This window comes from Nocardioides sp. BGA-UO-ETr-FS32, from assembly GCF_059567905.1.
In genome coordinates this window covers 515,567-531,625 of the sequence record NZ_JCAQOX010000013.1, presented here as the reverse complement: position 1 = coordinate 531,625, position 16,059 = coordinate 515,567, and the positions used below count along the sequence as shown (strand labels likewise).

The following is a 16,059-nucleotide window of genomic DNA, read 5'->3' as shown; positions in this document are numbered from 1 at the left end:
GATGACACACAGCCACTCCGGCGGCCCGACCGCCGACGTCTCCGTGCGCGTGGCCTGGGCCGACGACGCCGATGCGATCGCCGCCGTCCAGGTGCGGGCGTGGCCCGAGCTGTACGCCGGCCTGCTCCCCGCGGAGGCTCTCCCGAGCGACGTCGAGGCGGTCGCGGCCCAGTGGCGCCAGTCGCTGGCCAAGCCGGCCGACGCCCGCAACCGCGTGCTCGTGGCCCTCGTGCGCAACCGCGTGGTGGGCTTCGCGCTGACCCTCCCGGCCGCCGACCCCGACTGCGACCCCGTGGCCGACGGTGAGCTGGCCGAGGTCACCCTCGACCCCGCCGAGCGCGCCAAGGGCCACGGCTCCCGGCTCCTCCAGGCGGCCGTGGACACGTTGGCCGCCGACAGGTTCAGCAGGGCCGTGACCTGGGTGAACTCCGGCGACGACGCGCTGCGCACGTTCCTCACCGACGCGGGGTGGGCTCCAGACACGGCCCACCGCGAGCTCGACCTCGACGGCACCGGCGCGACGACGGTCAAGCAGGTCCGCCTCCACACCGCCATCGCCTGAGGCCGACGGATTTCACCCCTGCGGTGCTTGATTTTCCTGTGACGCGCGTCACTATGGAGTGGCCGGCTACTTCGCCGGCCGACCACGGGGGTCCCCAGATGCTCGGTCCGCTTCCCGCACTGCACAGGTTCGCACTCGTCGTCGCCGCGCTGGTCGTGTGCGTCGGCCTCGGGCTCTGGTTCGGCGCCATCCCCGAGGTCCCGCTGAACCTCCGCCTCGGCCTGCTCGCCGGCGGTGCGGCCGGTGCCGCCGCGGCCTTCGTCCTGGTCCACGACTTCCACCACCGCGAGGCACGCCCGGCCCGCGCCCGCCGCCGCGCCCACTAGGCGCCCGACCGGCCCGCCGCAGTGACGCGGTGATCACCTAGCCTCGGGGCGTGACCGAGGCCGCCCTGACCCCCACCGAGCGCTCGGCGATCGCCCGCGACAGCCTGGCGGTCGGCGTGGCCACCGGGGCGTACGGCGTCGGGTTCGGTGCGGTGTCGGTCGCCTCCGGGCTGAGCGTGGCGCAGACGTGCGTGCTGTCGCTGGTCATGTTCACCGGCGCGAGCCAGTTCGCCCTCGCCGGGGTAGTCGCCGCCGGCGGTGCGCCCCTGTCCGGCGCGGCGACCGCCCTGCTCCTCGGCACCCGCAACACGCTCTACGGGCTCCGGATGGGGCCGCAGCTCCGGTGGCGCGGGTGGCGGCGGGCGGCGGCGGCACACGTGCTGATCGACGAGTCGACGGCGATGTCGGTCAACCGTGAGACCACCGAGGCGGCACGGCTCGGGTTCCTCACGACCGGCGTCTCCGTCTTCGTCCTGTGGAACCTCGCGACCGCGATCGGCGCGGTGGCGGGCGAGGCCGTCGGCGACCCGCGGACCTACGGTCTCGACGCAGCGGTCGGCGCCGCCTTCCTGGCCCTGCTCTGGCCGCGGCTCAAGGACCGTCGCAACGTCCTCGTGGCAGCGCTGGCCGCGGCGGTCGCGCTGTCCATGGTGCCCCTGACCGCACCGGGCGTGCCGGTGCTCGCAGCCGGTGGCGTGGCCCTGCTCGTCGGGGTACTGGCGAGGCGCCAGGACCCCACGGAGATCCCGGGGCCCGGGGACGTGGCGGGAGGTCACCGCTGATGTGGACCGCCGTCCTGCTGGCGGGCGTGGGCTGCTACCTGCTCAAGCTCGCCGGGCTGTCCCTCCCGGAACGGGTGCTCAGCCACGCCACGGTCGAGCGAGTGGCCGACCTCATCCCCGTCGCGCTGCTCGCCGCCCTCGTCGCCGTGCAGGTCGGCTCGTCCGGCACCGCGCTCACCCTCGACGCCCGCGCCCTCGGGCTCGGTTTCGCCGTGGTGGCGCTGCTGCTGCGGCTGCCGTTCCTCGTCGTCGTGGTGGGGGCAGCGGTCGTGGCAGCACTGGCCCGCCTGGTGTGAGGCCGCTCCCGGGCCGGGTCAGCCGATGTCGAGGAACGCGTCCAGCCCGACCGTCAGCCCGAGGTGGTCGCCGATCGAGCGGACGCCCACGAGCACTCCCGGGGTGAAGGAGACCCGGTCGAGGGAGTCGTGCCGGATCGTGAGGGTCTCCCCCGCCGTGCCGAGGACGACCTCCTGGTGCGCCACGAGCCCGCGGATGCGCAGGCCATGGACGCGTACGCCCTCCACGTCGGCGCCGCGGGCGCCCTCGAGCCCGGTCGAGGTCGCGTCGGGCATCGGCGCGCTGCCGGCCTCACGGCGGGCAGCGGCGATCAGCTCGGCCGTACGCCGGGCAGTGCCGGACGGCGCGTCGGCCTTGTCCGGGTGGTGCAGCTCGACGACCTCGACGGACTCGAAGAACGGGGCCGCCTGCGCGGCGAAGCGCATCATGAGGATCGCGCCGATCGAGAAGTTGGGGGCGATCAGCACACCCACGCCCGGCGCGTCGGCGAGCCACGCCTCGAGCTGGTCGAGCCGCGACTGGTCGAAGCCGGTGGTGCCGACGACCGCGTGGATGCCGTGCTCGATGCAGAACCTCAGGTTGTCCATCACGACGTCGGGGTGGGTGAAGTCGACGACGACCTCGGCCCCCGACCGGACCAGCTCCTCGACGTCGTCGCCTGCGTCGACCGTCGCCACCAGCTCGGCGTCGTCGGCGGCCTCGACCGCCCGGCAGACCTCTGCGCCGACCTTGCCGCGCGCGCCCAGCACGCCGACCTTGCGGGGGGCCCCTCCTGGTGTGCTCACGCGACCCACCGTATCGGCCGGACGGCGTCACCCGAGTGGCGGTGGCTGACGGGTGGACCCGGGTCTGGCAGGCTGTGGCCCATGCCTGCCTCGACCATCCCGCCGCGCATCAAGTGGGCCGTCGACCTCATGGACGTCCAGCCGGGCGACCAGGTCCTCGAGATCGGCTGCGGCCCCGGCGCCGGCGCCGAGGCCATCTGCAGCAAGCTGGAGACCGGCAAGCTGTTCGCGATCGACCGCTCCGAGTCCGGCGTGGACCGCACCAAGCGCCGCAACCAGAAGTACGTCGACGCCGGCCGGCTCGTCGTGCGCCAGATCGACCTCGCCACGCTGCGGGTGCCGGTCAAGCGGCTCAACAAGGTCTTCGCCTTCAACGTGAACCTGTTCTGGGTGCGCGCCTGCGACGACGAGGTCGCCCTGCTCCACGAGCGGGTCGTCCCCGGCGGCGCCGTCTACCTCTTCTACGAGGCCGCGCGGCCCGAGCTGGTCCCCAACATCGTCAAGAAGGCCTCCGAGAACTTGCTGCGCGGCGGCTTCCGCGTCAGCGTCGTGGAGCAGAAGGCTCCCCCGGTCATCGGGATCATCGCGCGACGGTGACCGTGCACGACGGTCGCCGAGCATCGGTGGTCGAGTAGCGCGCACGACCGAGGAACGAGGTCGTGACCGCGCGTATCGAGACCCGCGGGTGAGTGAGGTCTCGATACGCCTCGCTCGTTCCTCGCTCGGCTACTCGACCACCGAGTGGATCCTCGGCTACTCGACCGACGAGTGGATGCTCGGCTACTCGACCACCGAGGTGGCTGGGCCCACCACGGCCAGCAGCTCGGGCTGCGTGAACAGCTCCTTCGCCAGCAGGGCCACGTCCTCGAGCGTCACGGCCTCGATGCGCGCCACCACCTCGTCGATCGTCAGCAGCTCGTCGTGGATCAGCTCGACCTTGCCGAGGCGCGACATCCGCGAGCCGGAGTCCTCGAGGCCCAGCACGAGACCACCCTTGAGCTGTCCCTTGCCGCGCTCGACCTCCTCCGCGGTCAGGCCGTCGGACGCCACCTTGGCGAGCTCGTTGCGCACGGTCTCGAGCACCGCGTCGTACTTGCCCGGCAGGCAGCCGACCGACACGCCCACGACGCCGGCGTCGGCGTGGTGGGTGGCGAAGGAGTACACGGAGTAGGCCAGGCCGCGCAGCTCGCGCACCTCCTGGAACAGCCGGGACGACGTGCCGCCGCCGAGCGCGGTGTTGAGCACGCCGAGGGCGTAGCGGCGCGGGTCGGTGCGGGTGATCCCCTTGACGCCGAGGACGAGGTTGACCTGCTCCTGGGGGCGTACGGTCCGCGACTCGCCGGGGTGCACGCGGCGGGCCTTCTCCGACTGCTCGGAGGGCGTCGGGGCGGCCTCGCCGTCGAGGAACCCCCCACGGCCGAACGCCTGCCTGACCTGGCGCACGACGGTCGCGTGGTCGACGTTGCCGGCGACCGAGACGACCATGTTGTCGGGGCGGTAGTGGCGGGCGTAGAAGCGGTGGACCTGCGCGCGCGTCATCGCGGTGATCGACGCCTCGGTGCCCGCGATGGGGCGCCCGAGGGGGGTGTCGCCCCACGCCTGGTGGGCGAAGAGGTTGTGCACCACGTCGTCGGGGTCGTCGTCGTGCATGGCGATCTCGTCGAGGATCACGTCGCGCTCGGCCTCGACGTCCGCCTCGGTGATCGTGGAGGCGGTCACCATGTCGCCGAGCACGTCGACGGCGGTGGGCAGGTCCTCGTCGAGCACCCGCGCGTGGAAGACGGTGTACTCCTTGGTGGTGAAGGCGTTGAACTCGCCACCGACCGCGTCGAGCGCGACGGAGATGTCCATCGCGCTGCGCTCGGGAGTGCCCTTGAAGAGCAGGTGCTCGAGGAAGTGCGAGCAGCCGTGCAGCGCCGGCGTCTCGTCGCGCGACCCCACTGCGACCCACACGCCGATGCTCGCCGAACGGCTGCCGGCCATCTGCTCGGTGACGACCCGCAGGCCGCTGGGCAGGATCGTGCGGCGTACGCGGGAGGTCACCGCGCCGTCGGCGTCCTTGACGGTGTGGAGGGTGCGGGTGGTGCCGTTCTTCTGCACGGGGGTCCTTCCGGGGTGGGGCGAAGCGCCACGACCGGCCGGCCTGACGGCCGACCGGTCGTGGGATGGAGCGTCAGGCGAGGGTCACTCGTCGCCGGCCTCGGGGGCCGTGTCGGAACCGGCCTCGGCCGACTCCTCCGAGCCCTCGGACTCCTCGACGACGGGGACCAGCGAGAGCTTGCCGCGGTCGTCGATCTCGGCGATCGAGACCTGGACCTTCTGGCCCACCGAGAGCACGTCCTCGACGGCCTCGACGCGCTTGCCGCCGGCCAGGGCACGGAGCTTGCTGATGTGCAGCAGGCCGTCCTTGCCGGGCATCAGCGACACGAACGCACCGAAGTTGGTCGTCTTCACGACCGTGCCGAGGTAGCGCTCGCCGACCTCGGGCATCGTCGGGTTGGCGATCGCGTTGACCGCGGCCTTGGCCGCCTCGGCGGCCTCGCCGTTGGTCGCACCGATGTAGACCGTGCCGTCGTCCTCGATGGACAGCGTCGCGCCCGTGTCGTCCTGGATCTGGTTGATGACCTTGCCCTTGGGACCGATCACCTCGCCGATCTTGTCGACGGGGACGCGGACGGTGATGATGCGCGGCGCGTGCACCGACATCTCCTCCGGCGCGTCGATGGCCTCGGCCATCACGTCGAGGATCGCCAGGCGCGCGTCGCGGGCCTGGGTCAGCGCGGCTGCCAGCACCTCGGCGGGGATGCCGTCGAGCTTGGTGTCGAGCTGGAGCGCGGTGACGAACTCACGGGTGCCGGCGACCTTGAAGTCCATGTCGCCGAACGCGTCCTCGGCACCGAGGATGTCGGTCAGCGCGACGTACCGCGTCTCGCCGTCGACCTCGTCGGAGATGAGGCCCATCGCGATGCCGGCGACGGAGGCCTTGAGCGGCACGCCCGCCTGGAGCAGCGACAGGGTGGAGGCGCAGACCGAGCCCATCGAGGTGGAGCCGTTGGAGCCCATGGCCTCGGAGAGCTGGCGGATCGCGTAGGGGAACTCCTCGCGCGAGGGCAGCACCGGCAGGAGGGCGCGGCGCGCCAGGGCGCCGTGGCCGACCTCGCGACGCTTGGGCGAGCCCACGCGGCCGGTCTCGCCGGTCGAGAACGGCGGGAAGACGTACTTGTGCATGTAGCGGCGGTGCTTCTCCGGCGACAGCGTGTCGAGCTGCTGCTCCATCTTGAGCATGTCGAGGGTGGTGACACCCAGGATCTGGGTCTCGCCGCGCTCGAACAGCGCCGAGCCGTGGACGCGCGGGATCACGTCGGTCTCGGCGTGCAGCGGACGGATGTCGGCGAGGCCGCGGCCGTCGATGCGGACCTTGTCGCGCAGCACGCGCTGGCGGACGAGCTGCTTGGTGAGCGAGCGGAACGCCGCGCCGATCTCCTTCTCGCGACCCTCGAACTGGCCGGAGAGCTTCTCGAGCAGGCCGGCCTTGATCTCGTCGACCTTGAGCTCGCGCTCCTGCTTGTCGCCGATGGTCATCGCGGCGGCGGTGTCGTCCTTGGCCGCGGCCTCGACGGCGGCGTAGACGTCGTCCTCGTAGTCGAGGAAGACCGGGAAGTCCTGGACCGGCTTGGCGGACTCGGCCGCGAGCTGGGCCTGGGCCTCGACGAGCTGCTTGATGAAGGGCTTGGCGGCGTCGAGGCCACCGGCCACGACCTCCTCGGTGGGCGCCTGGGCGCCACCCTGGACCAGCGCGATGGTGTCCTCGGGCGCCTCGGCCTCGACCATCATGATGGCGACGTCGCCGGACTCGGTCACGCGACCCGCGACGACCATGTCGAAGACCGCGTTCTCGAGCTGCGAGTGGCTCGGGAAGGCGACCCACTGGCCGTCGATGAGCGCCACGCGTACGCCGCCGACCGGGCCGGAGAACGGCAGGCCGGAGAGCTGGGTGGACAGCGACGCGGCGTTGATCGCGAGCACGTCGTAGGGCATGTCGGGGTCGAGCGCCATGACGGTGATGACGACCTGGACCTCGTTGCGCAGGCCCTTCTTGAAGGTCGGGCGCAGCGGGCGGTCGATCAGGCGGCAGGTGAGGATCGCGTCCTCGCCCGGACGACCCTCGGAACGGAAGAACGAGCCGGGGATCTGGCCCACGGCGTACATCCGCTCCTCGACGTCGATCGTGAGGGGGAAGAAGTCGAAGTGGTCCTTGGGCGTCTTGCCCGCGGTCGTCGCCGAGAGCAGCATGGTCTCGTCGTCGAGGTAGGCAGTGACGGAACCGGCAGCCTGACGGGCCAGCAGGCCGGTCTCGAACTTGACGGTGCGCTTGCCGAACTTGCCGTTGTCGAGGACGGTCTCGACAGCGGAGATGATGGGTTCACTCATGGAAGCAGGATCCTGCTTTCTCTTCGCGGAGCGATCCGCGGCGTCCACCCCTCATGTGGTGGACCATCGAAGGTCCCGCGGGGCCGGTCTTCGATCGAGGCCCGCAGCTCGCCCTAGCCGGAGGCTGGGGGTCTGAAGGCCACTACCGAGGACCGGGCGACGAGGCGGGTCGCTCCTGTTGGGTGGTTGTTCAGTTGTTCCGGGTCGACACTAGCGCGACCGATCCCGGATGTGAGAGGAGCGGCCCCCCGTGGCGGGGAGCCGCTCCTGACGCGATCAGCGACGCAGGCCGAGGCGCTCGATGATCGAGCGGTAACGCTCGATCTCGGTCTTCTGCAGGTAGTTGAGCAGACGACGGCGCTGGCCCACGAGGAGCAGCAGGCCACGACGGCTGTGGTGGTCGTGCTTGTGCGTCTTGAGGTGCTCGGTGAGGTGCGAGATGCGGTGGCTGAGCAGCGCGATCTGGACCTCGGGGGAACCGGTGTCGCCCTCGGTCAGGGCGTACTCGGCGATGATCTTCTTCTTGGTCTCCGCGTCGGTACCAATCGACATGGGGGCTCCTTCGGTTCTCGTTGCGCGGCGCGCCCGGGCCTGTTCACCGGGGCACTCTGGTTCCGCGGCCGTCGTGACGGCGTGTCACCCTTCCGGGCAACCGCAGAAGCATATCGAGGCGCCGGACCTGCGGCCCAATCCGCGCCGCGCTCGGAGGACGTACGAGACCCTCGGGTCAGTCCGCGGCGGTCCTCAGACGGCCGGCGGGGGCGGCGGGTCGGACTCGTCCGTCCGCTGCGTGGTGGCCTGGCGGCCGTGCGCGTCCGTGCTGGTGGCGGTGGTGGTGTGGCGCCGCTTGGTGTTCTGCTGGACCACGGTGAGCACCAGCCACAGCACACCTGCCAGCACGAGGATCCAGCCCAGGGTGGTCACCTCGAGGGGACCCACCTGCTGCTGGTTGAAGGCCAGCGCGAGGATGAGACCCACGACGATCAGGCCGATCGGCCCTCCGAAACCCATGACGTGCTCCATTCTGTTGGGGGATGCGGCCCGGTCTGGACCGGGCGCGGCAGAGTCTGGCCTGCCAGCCGTCTCGTGTCACCCCCCTGCGGGGTGCTCCGTGCGACGATCGCCCCATGGCGACGGAGAAGCGGATCGGCGTGTGCAACCTCTGCGAGGCCATCTGCGGCCTCGAGCTGACGATCGAGGGGCGTGAGGTCATCGGCGTGCGCGGCAACCGCGCCGATCCCCTGTCGCGCGGCCACGTCTGCCCGAAGGGCGTCGCCATCGCGGACGTGTACGCCGACCCGGACCGGCTGCGACGCCCGGTGCGTCGCGTCGGCGAGGGCGTGGACGCCCGGTGGGAGGAGATCGGCTGGGACGAGGCGTACGACCTGGTGGCCGACAACATCGCCCGGGTGGTCAACGACCACGGCGACGACGCGCTCGGCGTCTACCTCGGCAACCCCAACGCCCACAGCCTCGGCTCGATGACCCACGGCACGGCGATGTTCAAGTCGTTCCGGACCAGGAACCGCTACTCCGCGACCTCCGTCGACCAGCTCCCCCACCAGCTGGTGGCGCACCTGATGTTCGGCCACCAGCTGTTCCTGCCGATCCCCGACATCGACCGCACCTCGTGGTTCCTGGTCGTCGGCGGCAACCCGATGGCCTCCAACGGCAGCCTGATGACGGTGCCCGACTTCCCCCAGCGCGTGCGCGACCTCAAGGCGCGCGGCGGCCGGATGGTGGTCCTCGACCCGCGCCGCACCGAGACCGCGAAGGTGGCCGACGAGCACCACTTCGTGCGGCCCGGCACCGACGCGTGGGTGCTGCTCGCGATGCTGCACGTCCTCACCACGGAGACCAGCCCCACGCCGGCATCGTACGTCGACGGGGTCGACACCGTGGTGGAGCTGGTCGCGGAGTTCACGCCCGAGCGCGCCGAGGCGATGAGCGGCCTGCCAGCCACCGAGGTCCGGCGGCTGGCCCACGAGCTCGCGGCCGCGGACGCGGGCGTGGTCTACAGCCGGATCGGCGTCTCGGCCGGCCCGTGGGGGACGGTGTGCCAGTGGGCGGTCAACTGCCTCAACGTCCTCAGCGGCAACCTCGACCGACCGGGCGGCGCCATGTTCACCACGCCGGCCATCGACGCGGTCGGCACCGGGCTCATCGGCCGCGGTCACCACGACGCGTGGCGCTCGCGGGTGCGCGACCTGCCGGAGACCGCCGGCGAGCTGCCGGTCGCGGCACTGCGCGAGGAGATCGAGACGCCCGGCGAGGGCCAGGTCCGAGCACTGCTGACGGTCGCCGGCAACCCCGTGCTCTCGACGCCGGACGGCGCCCGGCTCGACGCCGCGCTGCGCGGCCTCGACTTCATGGCGGCGGTCGACATCTACGTCAACGAGACGACGCGCCACGCCGACGTGATCCTGCCGCCGACGACGGTGCTGGAGCGCGACCACTACGACCTGGTCTTCCACCTGCTCGCCGTGCGCGACACGGCCCGGTTCACCCCCGCGGTGTTCGACAAGGGGCCCGACCAGCGCCACGACTGGGAGATCTTCCGGGAGATCACGCTGCGCACGACCGCCCGGCTGGACCGCAAGGCACCGCTGAAGAAGCGGCTGGTGCAGCGCGCGCGACTGACCGCGAGCCCGACCTTCCTCGTCGGGCAGCTGCTGCGTCGCGGGTCGAGCGGGGTCACCCTCAAGAAGCTGCGCGCCCGCCCGGCGGGCATCGACCTGGGGCCGCTGCGCGGCGGGCAGCTGCCAGACCGGTTGCCGTCGAGGGGCAAGCGCCTCGACCTCGCGCCGGCGCTGGTGGTGGCGGACGTCGCGCGGCTCGCCGCCGTCCCTGCGCCGACCGGCGACGACCTGCTCCTGATCGGCCGGCGCCACCAGCGCGACTGCAACTCGTGGATGCACAACTCCGAGCGGCTCACCAAGGGCAGGCCACGACACCACCTGCTGATGAACCCCACTGACCTCGCCGCGCGCAGCATCGCCGACGGCGGGCTCGTACGCGTCACCTCACGCGTCGGCTCGGTCGAGGTCGAGGTCGCCGCCTCCGACGACCTCATGCCAGGCGTGGTGTCGCTCCCCCACGGCTACGGCCACGCCGGCGACGGTGTGCTGATGGCTCGCAGCCGCGAGGTGCCGGGCGTCTCGGTCAACGACCTCACCGACCCCGAGCTGCTCGACGTGTCGGGCAACGCGGCCCTCAACGGCGTGCCGGTCGTGGTCACCGCCTGCTGACGTCGCGCTCCCGGCGCTCGCCCTCTCGGCGGTCGCCGTCCTTCGTCCCCGTGGGAGCCGGCTCCGACTCGGCCGGCACCAGCGGGTTGGTCACTGCGGGGGTGGTCGCGCGGTCCGGGACGGGGAAGGCCGCTCCCTCGAGGTCCTCACGCTGCGCGGCACGCCGAGCCGGGAAGGCCCGCTCGCCGAGCGGGAAGACGTTCCACCGCGTGACGTCGCCGAGCATCCACGGGACCGTACGGTCCTGCTGGCCAGGGCAGCGCACCTCGAGCGGGCGTCCGGCCTGGTCGAAGAGCTGCACGCCGGTCAGCGGCTGACCGTCGGCGTCGTAGGCCGCGATGTTGCAGACCTGCCGTCCGCGGTTCACCACGCCCTCGCCCTGCACCCACGAGGTGTCGGCGAAGCCGTACTCCCGCGCCTGCGCCCACTCGGCGTCCTGGAACTTCTGCTCGACCAGCGGGACCAGGCACAGCGCCAGCACGTTGAGCGCGAGCAGCGTGACCCTGGCCGCGGGTCCCCGGGCTCCGGGCGTGGTCGCCCCGGGCCAGAGGCGGCCCATGCCGACGAGCGTGCTGAGCACGACGCAGACCGCGAGGACCGCGAGGCCGACCTCGTTGGCGACGCCCGGGAGCCAGGTGAAGCCCCAGACCTGGTAGCCCGGGACCGCGACGCAGATCGGCACGGCGGCGATCCAGCCACGCAGGACCCACCAGGCGGGACGCAGCGCGGCGACCACCGACCACACCGGTGCGACGCGCGGTCGGTCGACCTGGGTGTCCCACCAGGCGCGCACGGCGTCGAGCCGCTCCGGCAGCGGGACCCCCCTCACGGGACGCAGCCGGCGGCGCGGCGCCGGGTCGAAGCCCGCCGCGGTCCGCAGCTCCCGGGCGTACGCCTCCGGGTCGCCCAGCGCTCCCCCGCCGTCCTCGGCGACCTGGTCGGTCAGGTCTGCCTCGAGGCCCTCGGTCAGCTCGAGCCGGTCCTCCTCGGGGAGGTCGGCGAGCAGCTCGCGGACGCGGGCGACGAAGGCGGTGACGTCGGGGCGGACGGGCAGCTCGGTGGTGTTCATGCGCTGGCTCCTCGGGCGGCGGGGGCGGCGGGTCCGGCGAGGAGCCCGTCGAGGGTCGTGGCGAAGGCGTGCCAGTCGTCGCGCTGGCGGGCGAGCTGCTCGCGACCGATGGACGTGATGCCGTAGTACTTGCGGTGCGGGCCGCTCTCGGACGGCACGACGTACGACGTCAGCGCCCCGGCGCCGTAGAGGCGACGGAGGGTGCCGTACACCGAGGCGTCGCCGACCTCGGCGAGGCCGCCGTCGCGCAGGCGCCGGACGATGTCGTAGCCGTAGCCGTCCTCGTGCTGCACCACGGCGAGGACCGCGAGGTCGAGCACTCCCTTGAGGAGCTGGGTCTGATCCATGCGACGCACACTACTACGCATCCCGCAGTAGTACGCGTGGCACAGGTCCCGCGTGTCCCACCCAGCGGCGGCAACTGCCCAAAAGAGCACTCCCGCCCCCATCAGTGGGGGCGGGAGTGCGAGGACGGACCCGTTACCGGGCGTGGCGGATCGCTGTGCGACGTACGTCAGGCGCTGACGTCGCCGAGAACGGCGAGGACGTCGTCCGGGGTCTGGGCTGCGTCGAGTGCGGCGATGCTGGCGTCGTCGGTGAACGCGCCGGCGAGCGCCTGGAGCACCGTCAGGTGGTCGTCACCGGCACCGGCGATGCCGACGACGTACGTCGCGGGACTGCCCTTCCAGTCGATCGGCTCGTCGTAGCGGATGAAGGAGATCGCCGTGTGGCGGATCAGCGCCTTCGCCTCGTTGGTGCCGTGCGGGATGGCCAGCCCGTTGCCCATGAAGGTGGAGACCGACGTCTCGCGCTCGTGCATCGCGTCGACGTACGCCTCGTCGACGGCGCCGGCTGCGACCAGCAGCTGGCCCGCCTCGGTGATGGCCGCGTCGCGGTCCTTGGCCTGTCCGCCGAGCACGATCGCTTCCCGGCTCAGTACGTCGCTCATCTGGCGCCTCTTTCCTCGCAGGTGTCGTGGTGGTTGTCAGTCGGGGGTGTCAGTCAGGTGCTGCTCATCAGACCACACCGTCGAGGTGACGGATCGGGCCCGAGAACGTCGGACCCGGCCCTCCCGGGGGAGAGAGAGCCGGGCTCGACGTGAGGTGCATCCGGGTGCGGCCGTCAGGCCGGGTTGTTGCTCTCCTGGACCAGCTCCACGATCTCGTCGTACCTCGGGCTGCCCATGAAGTTGTCGACCGACACGTGGACGGCCGACGGGGTCTTCAGGCGGGCCCGGTCGGTGAGGTCCTGGTGGGTGACCACCAGGTCGACGTCGTCGGTGAGGTTGGAGATGGCCTTGTTGACCACCGTCACCTCGGTGTGACCGGAGTCGTGGATCTTCTTGCGGAGGACCGAGGCGCCCATCGCCGAGGACCCCATGCCGGCGTCGCAGGCGAACACGATGGTGCGGATCTCACGGGTCTCGGTGGCCGTGCCGCCGCCGAGCGTCGAGGAGGCGATCGACTTCTTGCCCTTCATCGACTCCATGCTCGCCGTGGCTGCGGTGAGGTCTCCCTCCTCCTCGTCCTTGTCCATCTTCAGCAGGACGGCCGCGACGGCGAACGATGCCGCAGCACCACCGATGACCGACAGGATGACGCCGACATAGCTGGCACCCGGGGTCTGGATCAGCACCGCGATGATGGATCCCGGCGCAGCCGGTGCGCGGAGCCCGGAGTCGAACACCAGGTTGATGAAGATCTGCGTCATGCCGCCGGCGATCATCGCGAGGATCAGCTTGGGCTTCATCAGCACGTAGGGGAAGTAGATCTCGTGGATGCCGCCCACGAAGTGGATCAGGAGCGCGCCGGGGGCAGACGCCTTCGCCGCACCCTTGCCGAAGAACATGAACGCCAGCAGCAGGCCGGCGCCCGCGGCCGGGTTGGCCTCGAGCAGGAACAGGATCGACTGTCCCTCGCGGGTGGCCTCGGCCGTGCCGAGCGGGGTGAGGATGCCCTGGTTGATCGCGTTGTTGAGGAACAGGACCTTGGCCGGCTCGATGAACACCGACGTCAGCGGGAGCAGGCTGTTGCTGACGAGGAAGTCGATGACCTCCTCGGCGCGGGCGCTGAACCACGTGACGAACGGTCCGGCCACCACGAAGCCGACGACGGCGAGGACCATGCCCCAGATGCCGGCGGCGAAGTTGTTGATGAGCATCTCGAAGCCGGGCCGGATCTTGTGGGACCAGATGGCGTCGAGCCTCTTCATCGACCAGCCGCCCAGCGGGCCCATGATCATCGCGCCCAGGAACATCGGCACGCCGGCGCCGGCGATGGCGCCCATGGTGGCGATCGCGCCGACCACGCCGCCGCGGATGCTGTCGTCGTACATCATCCGGCCGCCGGTGTAGCCGATGAGCAGCGGCAGCAGGTAGGTGATCATCGGGCCGACGATGCCGCCGCCGGCGAAGTCACCCCAGCCGCCGAACTCGGCCACCCAGCTGTCGGGGGCGAGCCAGGCGTTGTCGCCGCCGCCCAGGTTGAGCCACCCGTTCTCGATGAACAGGGCGGTGATCAGGCCCCAGGCGATGAAGGCGCCGATGTTGGGCAGGACCATGTTGGAGAGGAACGTGCCGAACCTCTGCACGTGGACCCGCGCGCCGGTTCGAGCCGCGGGATTCGAGGTGGTGGTCGCCATGCTTGTGTCCTCCATGAGAGCTCGACGGGGGGTGATCCCCATCACACGATCTTTGGATTAAACCGCACGAACGGGCCCGTTGCCAAGCATTCGGGCATGATTTCGTGCCCGAATCTGTGGCTTTACCCAGCGGAGGGTCCCTACCGGCTACCCAGCTGACTGTCGAAGAGCGCCTTCTCCGCCTCGTCGTTCCACGTGTCGCCGGGTCCCAGCTTCTCGGCGACGTCCGGCAGCGTCTCCTTCAGCTCGTCGAGCCCCATGAGGGGGAGGTCGTGGATCTGGGGGAAGATCAGCACCTTCCCGGAGTAGCGACCCTCGACCAATGCCTGGAGGCCGTCCTTGGCCGCCCGCATGCCGCCGACGGCGCCGACGATGGATCCCGGGGAGAGGGCACCCTGGTTGGCCAGGTCCACCACCTGCTGCTGGTCGTGGATGGTCAAACCTGACGTCCCGGTGTACTGCGCATTGTCCAGGTAGACCGCGCTCAGGTTCAGCGGCGCCAGCGTGCCGTTGGGAACGCCGGCGAAGAACACCAGCATGCCGTCGGAGTTCATCAGTGTGTCGGCCTCGGCCATCACGGCGGAGATCGGGACACTGACCACCACGTCGTCTGCCCCCCGGCCGTCGGTGATCCCCATGACGTAGTCGTGGAGGGACTGGTCCGCGGTCTGGGAGTTGAAGGTGAGCAGCTCGCAGTCGTTGCTCTCCGCCAGATGGGCGAGACGATCCTCGAGGCTCTTCAGGCGCTCGTCGCTCACCTCTGTGGCGACGATCGTGCGGGGGCCGTCGGGCTGCTGGATGGCGCGCTGGACGTGCATCAGCCCCATCGGACCACCGGCGCCCACGAAGACCGTCGTGCCCTGCGGACGCAGGTCACAGCGGTTGCGCGCCTCTCCGTAGGAAGCGGCGATGTCCGGACCCCGGCCGCCGAGATAGGCGGTGTAGTCGTAGTGCAGACGGCCCACGTCGGTGTCCACCAAGCCGTCCAGGGCGGTCTCGCCGACCATGTTGAGGGTGCCCCGCCGGGCGATGTGCTGGGCCACGGCACCCACCGTCGCGGCGGAACGAGGATCGAGGACGACGATGTCGTCGAAGCCGGCGCCGTCGGTCAGCTCGTCCACCAGCGCCTGGTAGTCATCGGTGTCGATGCCGTCGCGCACGACCGTGGTGGCCGAGGTGCGCTCCACCAGCTTCGCCACCGAGGCCGGCACGTCGGTCATCACGATGGTGGCCGGAGCGTCCAGCCCTGAGGAGAAGAGGTACTCCCGCTCGTCCCCGGGCCGGCCGACGATCCACATGGTCCCGCCGGCCTTGGGCTCCAGACGGCGACGCTGGGTGTAGGCGGCCATCACGCAACCCCACGGCTCCAGCGTGGACCCCTCGGCATAGCCCATCGTGTCGGGGAGGGGCAGCAGGCAGGCACCGTCGTCGGTGTCGAGCATCTCCGAACCCATGAGGTGGTACTGGATCAGTCCGCCGGGGATCGTGTAGCCGTAGGCGGTGCTCTTGCCGTCCTGGTAGATGTCGGGCTGCACGGCCAGCCGCTGGCCGGCGTGATAGCGGTCCTTGAGGTTGTCCCCGACCTCGATGACGGTGAGGCTCACCTCGTGCCCCAGCCGGGTGGGCTCCTGGGACAGGTCGCGGTCGTAGAGCTTCGGGTGGCTGCCGCCCTGGCGCATGATCTTCACGTCGGAGAAGCAGAGGCCCACGCTGTCGATGCGCACCAGCATGTGGTCGGCATCGGGTTCGGGGATGGGGAGCAGCTCGGGCTGGTCGTCCTTGCCCATGTTCTCCTCGCCCGCGCCCCACAGGTTCCAGGCCCAGGCAGCTTCGGGCAGCTCGAGGTCGGCCGCGCGGTACCGGTCGTACGCTGATGTCATGCTTCCTCCGTCGTGAGGTGGTTGAGGCCAGGGATGAGG

16 protein-coding genes are annotated in these 16,059 nt (G+C 71.1%); 6 read left to right on the top strand and 10 right to left on the bottom strand.

Annotation, left to right across the window (positions count from 1 at the left end; genetic code table 11):
• The first annotated feature begins 1 nt into the window (after nucleotide 1).
• The 4 genes from AC57BS_RS07740 (at nucleotide 2) to AC57BS_RS07725 (ending at nucleotide 1,966) form a co-directional block, all read left to right on the top strand.
• Nucleotides 2-562, top strand: coding sequence for a GNAT family N-acetyltransferase (locus AC57BS_RS07740; protein WP_496410853.1), 561 nt, complete (start codon nucleotides 2-4; stop codon nucleotides 560-562).
• A 98-nt stretch (nucleotides 563-660) separates the two neighbouring features.
• Complete coding sequence (locus AC57BS_RS07735; RefSeq protein ID WP_496410852.1) at nucleotides 661-888, top strand: hypothetical protein; 228 nt, start codon at nucleotides 661-663, stop codon at nucleotides 886-888.
• 50 nt (nucleotides 889-938) lie between these two features.
• Nucleotides 939-1,670 carry an AzlC family ABC transporter permease gene (locus AC57BS_RS07730; protein WP_496410851.1) on the top strand — a complete coding sequence of 244 codons (732 nt, stop codon included), beginning with the start codon at nucleotides 939-941 and terminating at the stop codon, nucleotides 1,668-1,670.
• Nucleotides 1,670-1,966, top strand: a complete 297-nt coding sequence (locus AC57BS_RS07725; protein ID WP_496410850.1) for an AzlD domain-containing protein — start codon at nucleotides 1,670-1,672, stop codon at nucleotides 1,964-1,966. The genes AC57BS_RS07730 and AC57BS_RS07725 overlap by 1 nt, the downstream gene beginning before the upstream one ends.
• Nucleotides 1,967-1,984: 18 nt before the next feature.
• On the opposite strand, the gene dapB is transcribed toward AC57BS_RS07725, so the two are convergent.
• Nucleotides 1,985-2,752 carry a 4-hydroxy-tetrahydrodipicolinate reductase gene (dapB, locus tag AC57BS_RS07720; protein ID WP_496410849.1) on the bottom strand — a complete coding sequence of 256 codons (768 nt, stop codon included), beginning with the start codon at nucleotides 2,750-2,752 and terminating at the stop codon, nucleotides 1,985-1,987.
• A gap of 81 nt (nucleotides 2,753-2,833) precedes the next feature.
• Here dapB and AC57BS_RS07715 point away from each other — a divergent pair, with 81 nt between their 5' ends.
• Entirely contained in the window at nucleotides 2,834-3,349 is a 516-nt protein-coding gene (locus tag AC57BS_RS07715; RefSeq protein ID WP_129454792.1) for a class I SAM-dependent methyltransferase, read from the top strand.
• Nucleotides 3,350-3,532: 183 nt separating this feature from the next.
• On the opposite strand, the gene AC57BS_RS07710 is transcribed toward AC57BS_RS07715, so the two are convergent.
• The 4 genes from AC57BS_RS07710 to AC57BS_RS07695 form a co-directional block, all read right to left on the bottom strand.
• Nucleotides 3,533-4,852: a M16 family metallopeptidase gene (locus AC57BS_RS07710; protein ID WP_496410848.1), complete on the bottom strand. Its 1,320-nt coding sequence runs from the start codon at nucleotides 4,850-4,852 to the stop codon at nucleotides 3,533-3,535.
• Between the two features lie 84 nt (nucleotides 4,853-4,936).
• Nucleotides 4,937-7,183, bottom strand: coding sequence for a polyribonucleotide nucleotidyltransferase (locus AC57BS_RS07705; protein WP_496410847.1), 2,247 nt, complete (start codon nucleotides 7,181-7,183; stop codon nucleotides 4,937-4,939).
• A gap of 276 nt (nucleotides 7,184-7,459) precedes the next feature.
• Nucleotides 7,460-7,735: a 30S ribosomal protein S15 gene (gene rpsO / locus AC57BS_RS07700; RefSeq protein WP_135840703.1), complete on the bottom strand. Its 276-nt coding sequence runs from the start codon at nucleotides 7,733-7,735 to the stop codon at nucleotides 7,460-7,462.
• Between the two features lie 192 nt (nucleotides 7,736-7,927).
• On the bottom strand, nucleotides 7,928-8,194 hold the full coding sequence (locus AC57BS_RS07695; protein WP_496410846.1) for a DUF6458 family protein: 267 nt from the start codon (nucleotides 8,192-8,194) through the stop codon (nucleotides 7,928-7,930).
• A gap of 116 nt (nucleotides 8,195-8,310) precedes the next feature.
• On the opposite strand from AC57BS_RS07695, the gene AC57BS_RS07690 reads away from it, so the two are divergent.
• Nucleotides 8,311-10,431 (top strand): molybdopterin-dependent oxidoreductase, encoded by a 2,121-nt coding sequence (locus AC57BS_RS07690; RefSeq protein WP_496410845.1) that lies wholly within the window; start codon nucleotides 8,311-8,313, stop codon nucleotides 10,429-10,431.
• Here AC57BS_RS07690 and AC57BS_RS07685 read toward each other — a convergent pair.
• From AC57BS_RS07685 to AC57BS_RS07665, 5 genes are all read right to left on the bottom strand, one after another.
• Nucleotides 10,418-11,500: a DUF1700 domain-containing protein gene (locus AC57BS_RS07685; RefSeq protein ID WP_496410844.1), complete on the bottom strand. Its 1,083-nt coding sequence runs from the start codon at nucleotides 11,498-11,500 to the stop codon at nucleotides 10,418-10,420. The two genes, AC57BS_RS07690 and AC57BS_RS07685, sit on opposite strands and share 14 nt — an antisense overlap.
• A complete protein-coding gene (locus tag AC57BS_RS07680; protein ID WP_496410843.1) occupies nucleotides 11,497-11,847 on the bottom strand; it encodes a PadR family transcriptional regulator in 351 nt (116 codons plus the stop codon). Before AC57BS_RS07680 ends, AC57BS_RS07685 begins: the two co-directional genes overlap by 4 nt.
• A 167-nt stretch (nucleotides 11,848-12,014) precedes the next feature.
• Nucleotides 12,015-12,449 (bottom strand): PTS mannitol transporter subunit IIA, encoded by a 435-nt coding sequence (locus AC57BS_RS07675; protein WP_496410842.1) that lies wholly within the window; start codon nucleotides 12,447-12,449, stop codon nucleotides 12,015-12,017.
• A gap of 173 nt (nucleotides 12,450-12,622) precedes the next feature.
• On the bottom strand, nucleotides 12,623-14,140 hold the full coding sequence (locus tag AC57BS_RS07670) for a PTS mannitol transporter subunit IIBC (protein WP_496410841.1): 1,518 nt from the start codon (nucleotides 14,138-14,140) through the stop codon (nucleotides 12,623-12,625).
• Nucleotides 14,141-14,280: 140 nt separating this feature from the next.
• Complete coding sequence (locus AC57BS_RS07665) at nucleotides 14,281-16,020, bottom strand: alcohol dehydrogenase catalytic domain-containing protein (RefSeq protein ID WP_496410840.1); 1,740 nt, start codon at nucleotides 16,018-16,020, stop codon at nucleotides 14,281-14,283.
• Between the last annotated feature and the right edge of the window lie 39 nt (nucleotides 16,021-16,059).

Excerpts from the sequence above, each read along its gene's own strand:
- AC57BS_RS07670 (WP_496410841.1), bottom strand. The coding sequence starts at position 14,140 with ATGGCGACCACCACCTCGAATCCCGCGGCTCGAACCGGCGCGCGGGTC.
- AC57BS_RS07690 (WP_496410845.1), top strand. The coding sequence starts at position 8,311 with ATGGCGACGGAGAAGCGGATCGGCGTGTGCAACCTCTGCGAGGCCATC.
- AC57BS_RS07735 (WP_496410852.1), top strand. The coding sequence starts at position 661 with ATGCTCGGTCCGCTTCCCGCACTGCACAGGTTCGCACTCGTCGTCGCC.
- AC57BS_RS07695 (WP_496410846.1), bottom strand. The coding sequence starts at position 8,194 with ATGGGTTTCGGAGGGCCGATCGGCCTGATCGTCGTGGGTCTCATCCTC.
- AC57BS_RS07715 (WP_129454792.1), top strand. The coding sequence starts at position 2,834 with ATGCCTGCCTCGACCATCCCGCCGCGCATCAAGTGGGCCGTCGACCTC.
- AC57BS_RS07675 (WP_496410842.1), bottom strand. The coding sequence starts at position 12,449 with ATGAGCGACGTACTGAGCCGGGAAGCGATCGTGCTCGGCGGACAGGCC.
- rpsO (WP_135840703.1), bottom strand. The coding sequence starts at position 7,735 with ATGTCGATTGGTACCGACGCGGAGACCAAGAAGAAGATCATCGCCGAG.
- AC57BS_RS07665 (WP_496410840.1), bottom strand. The coding sequence starts at position 16,020 with ATGACATCAGCGTACGACCGGTACCGCGCGGCCGACCTCGAGCTGCCC.
- AC57BS_RS07725 (WP_496410850.1), top strand. The coding sequence starts at position 1,670 with ATGTGGACCGCCGTCCTGCTGGCGGGCGTGGGCTGCTACCTGCTCAAG.
- AC57BS_RS07705 (WP_496410847.1), bottom strand. The coding sequence starts at position 7,183 with ATGAGTGAACCCATCATCTCCGCTGTCGAGACCGTCCTCGACAACGGC.
- AC57BS_RS07680 (WP_496410843.1), bottom strand. The coding sequence starts at position 11,847 with ATGGATCAGACCCAGCTCCTCAAGGGAGTGCTCGACCTCGCGGTCCTC.
- AC57BS_RS07685 (WP_496410844.1), bottom strand. The coding sequence starts at position 11,500 with ATGAACACCACCGAGCTGCCCGTCCGCCCCGACGTCACCGCCTTCGTC.
- AC57BS_RS07740 (WP_496410853.1), top strand. The coding sequence starts at position 2 with ATGACACACAGCCACTCCGGCGGCCCGACCGCCGACGTCTCCGTGCGC.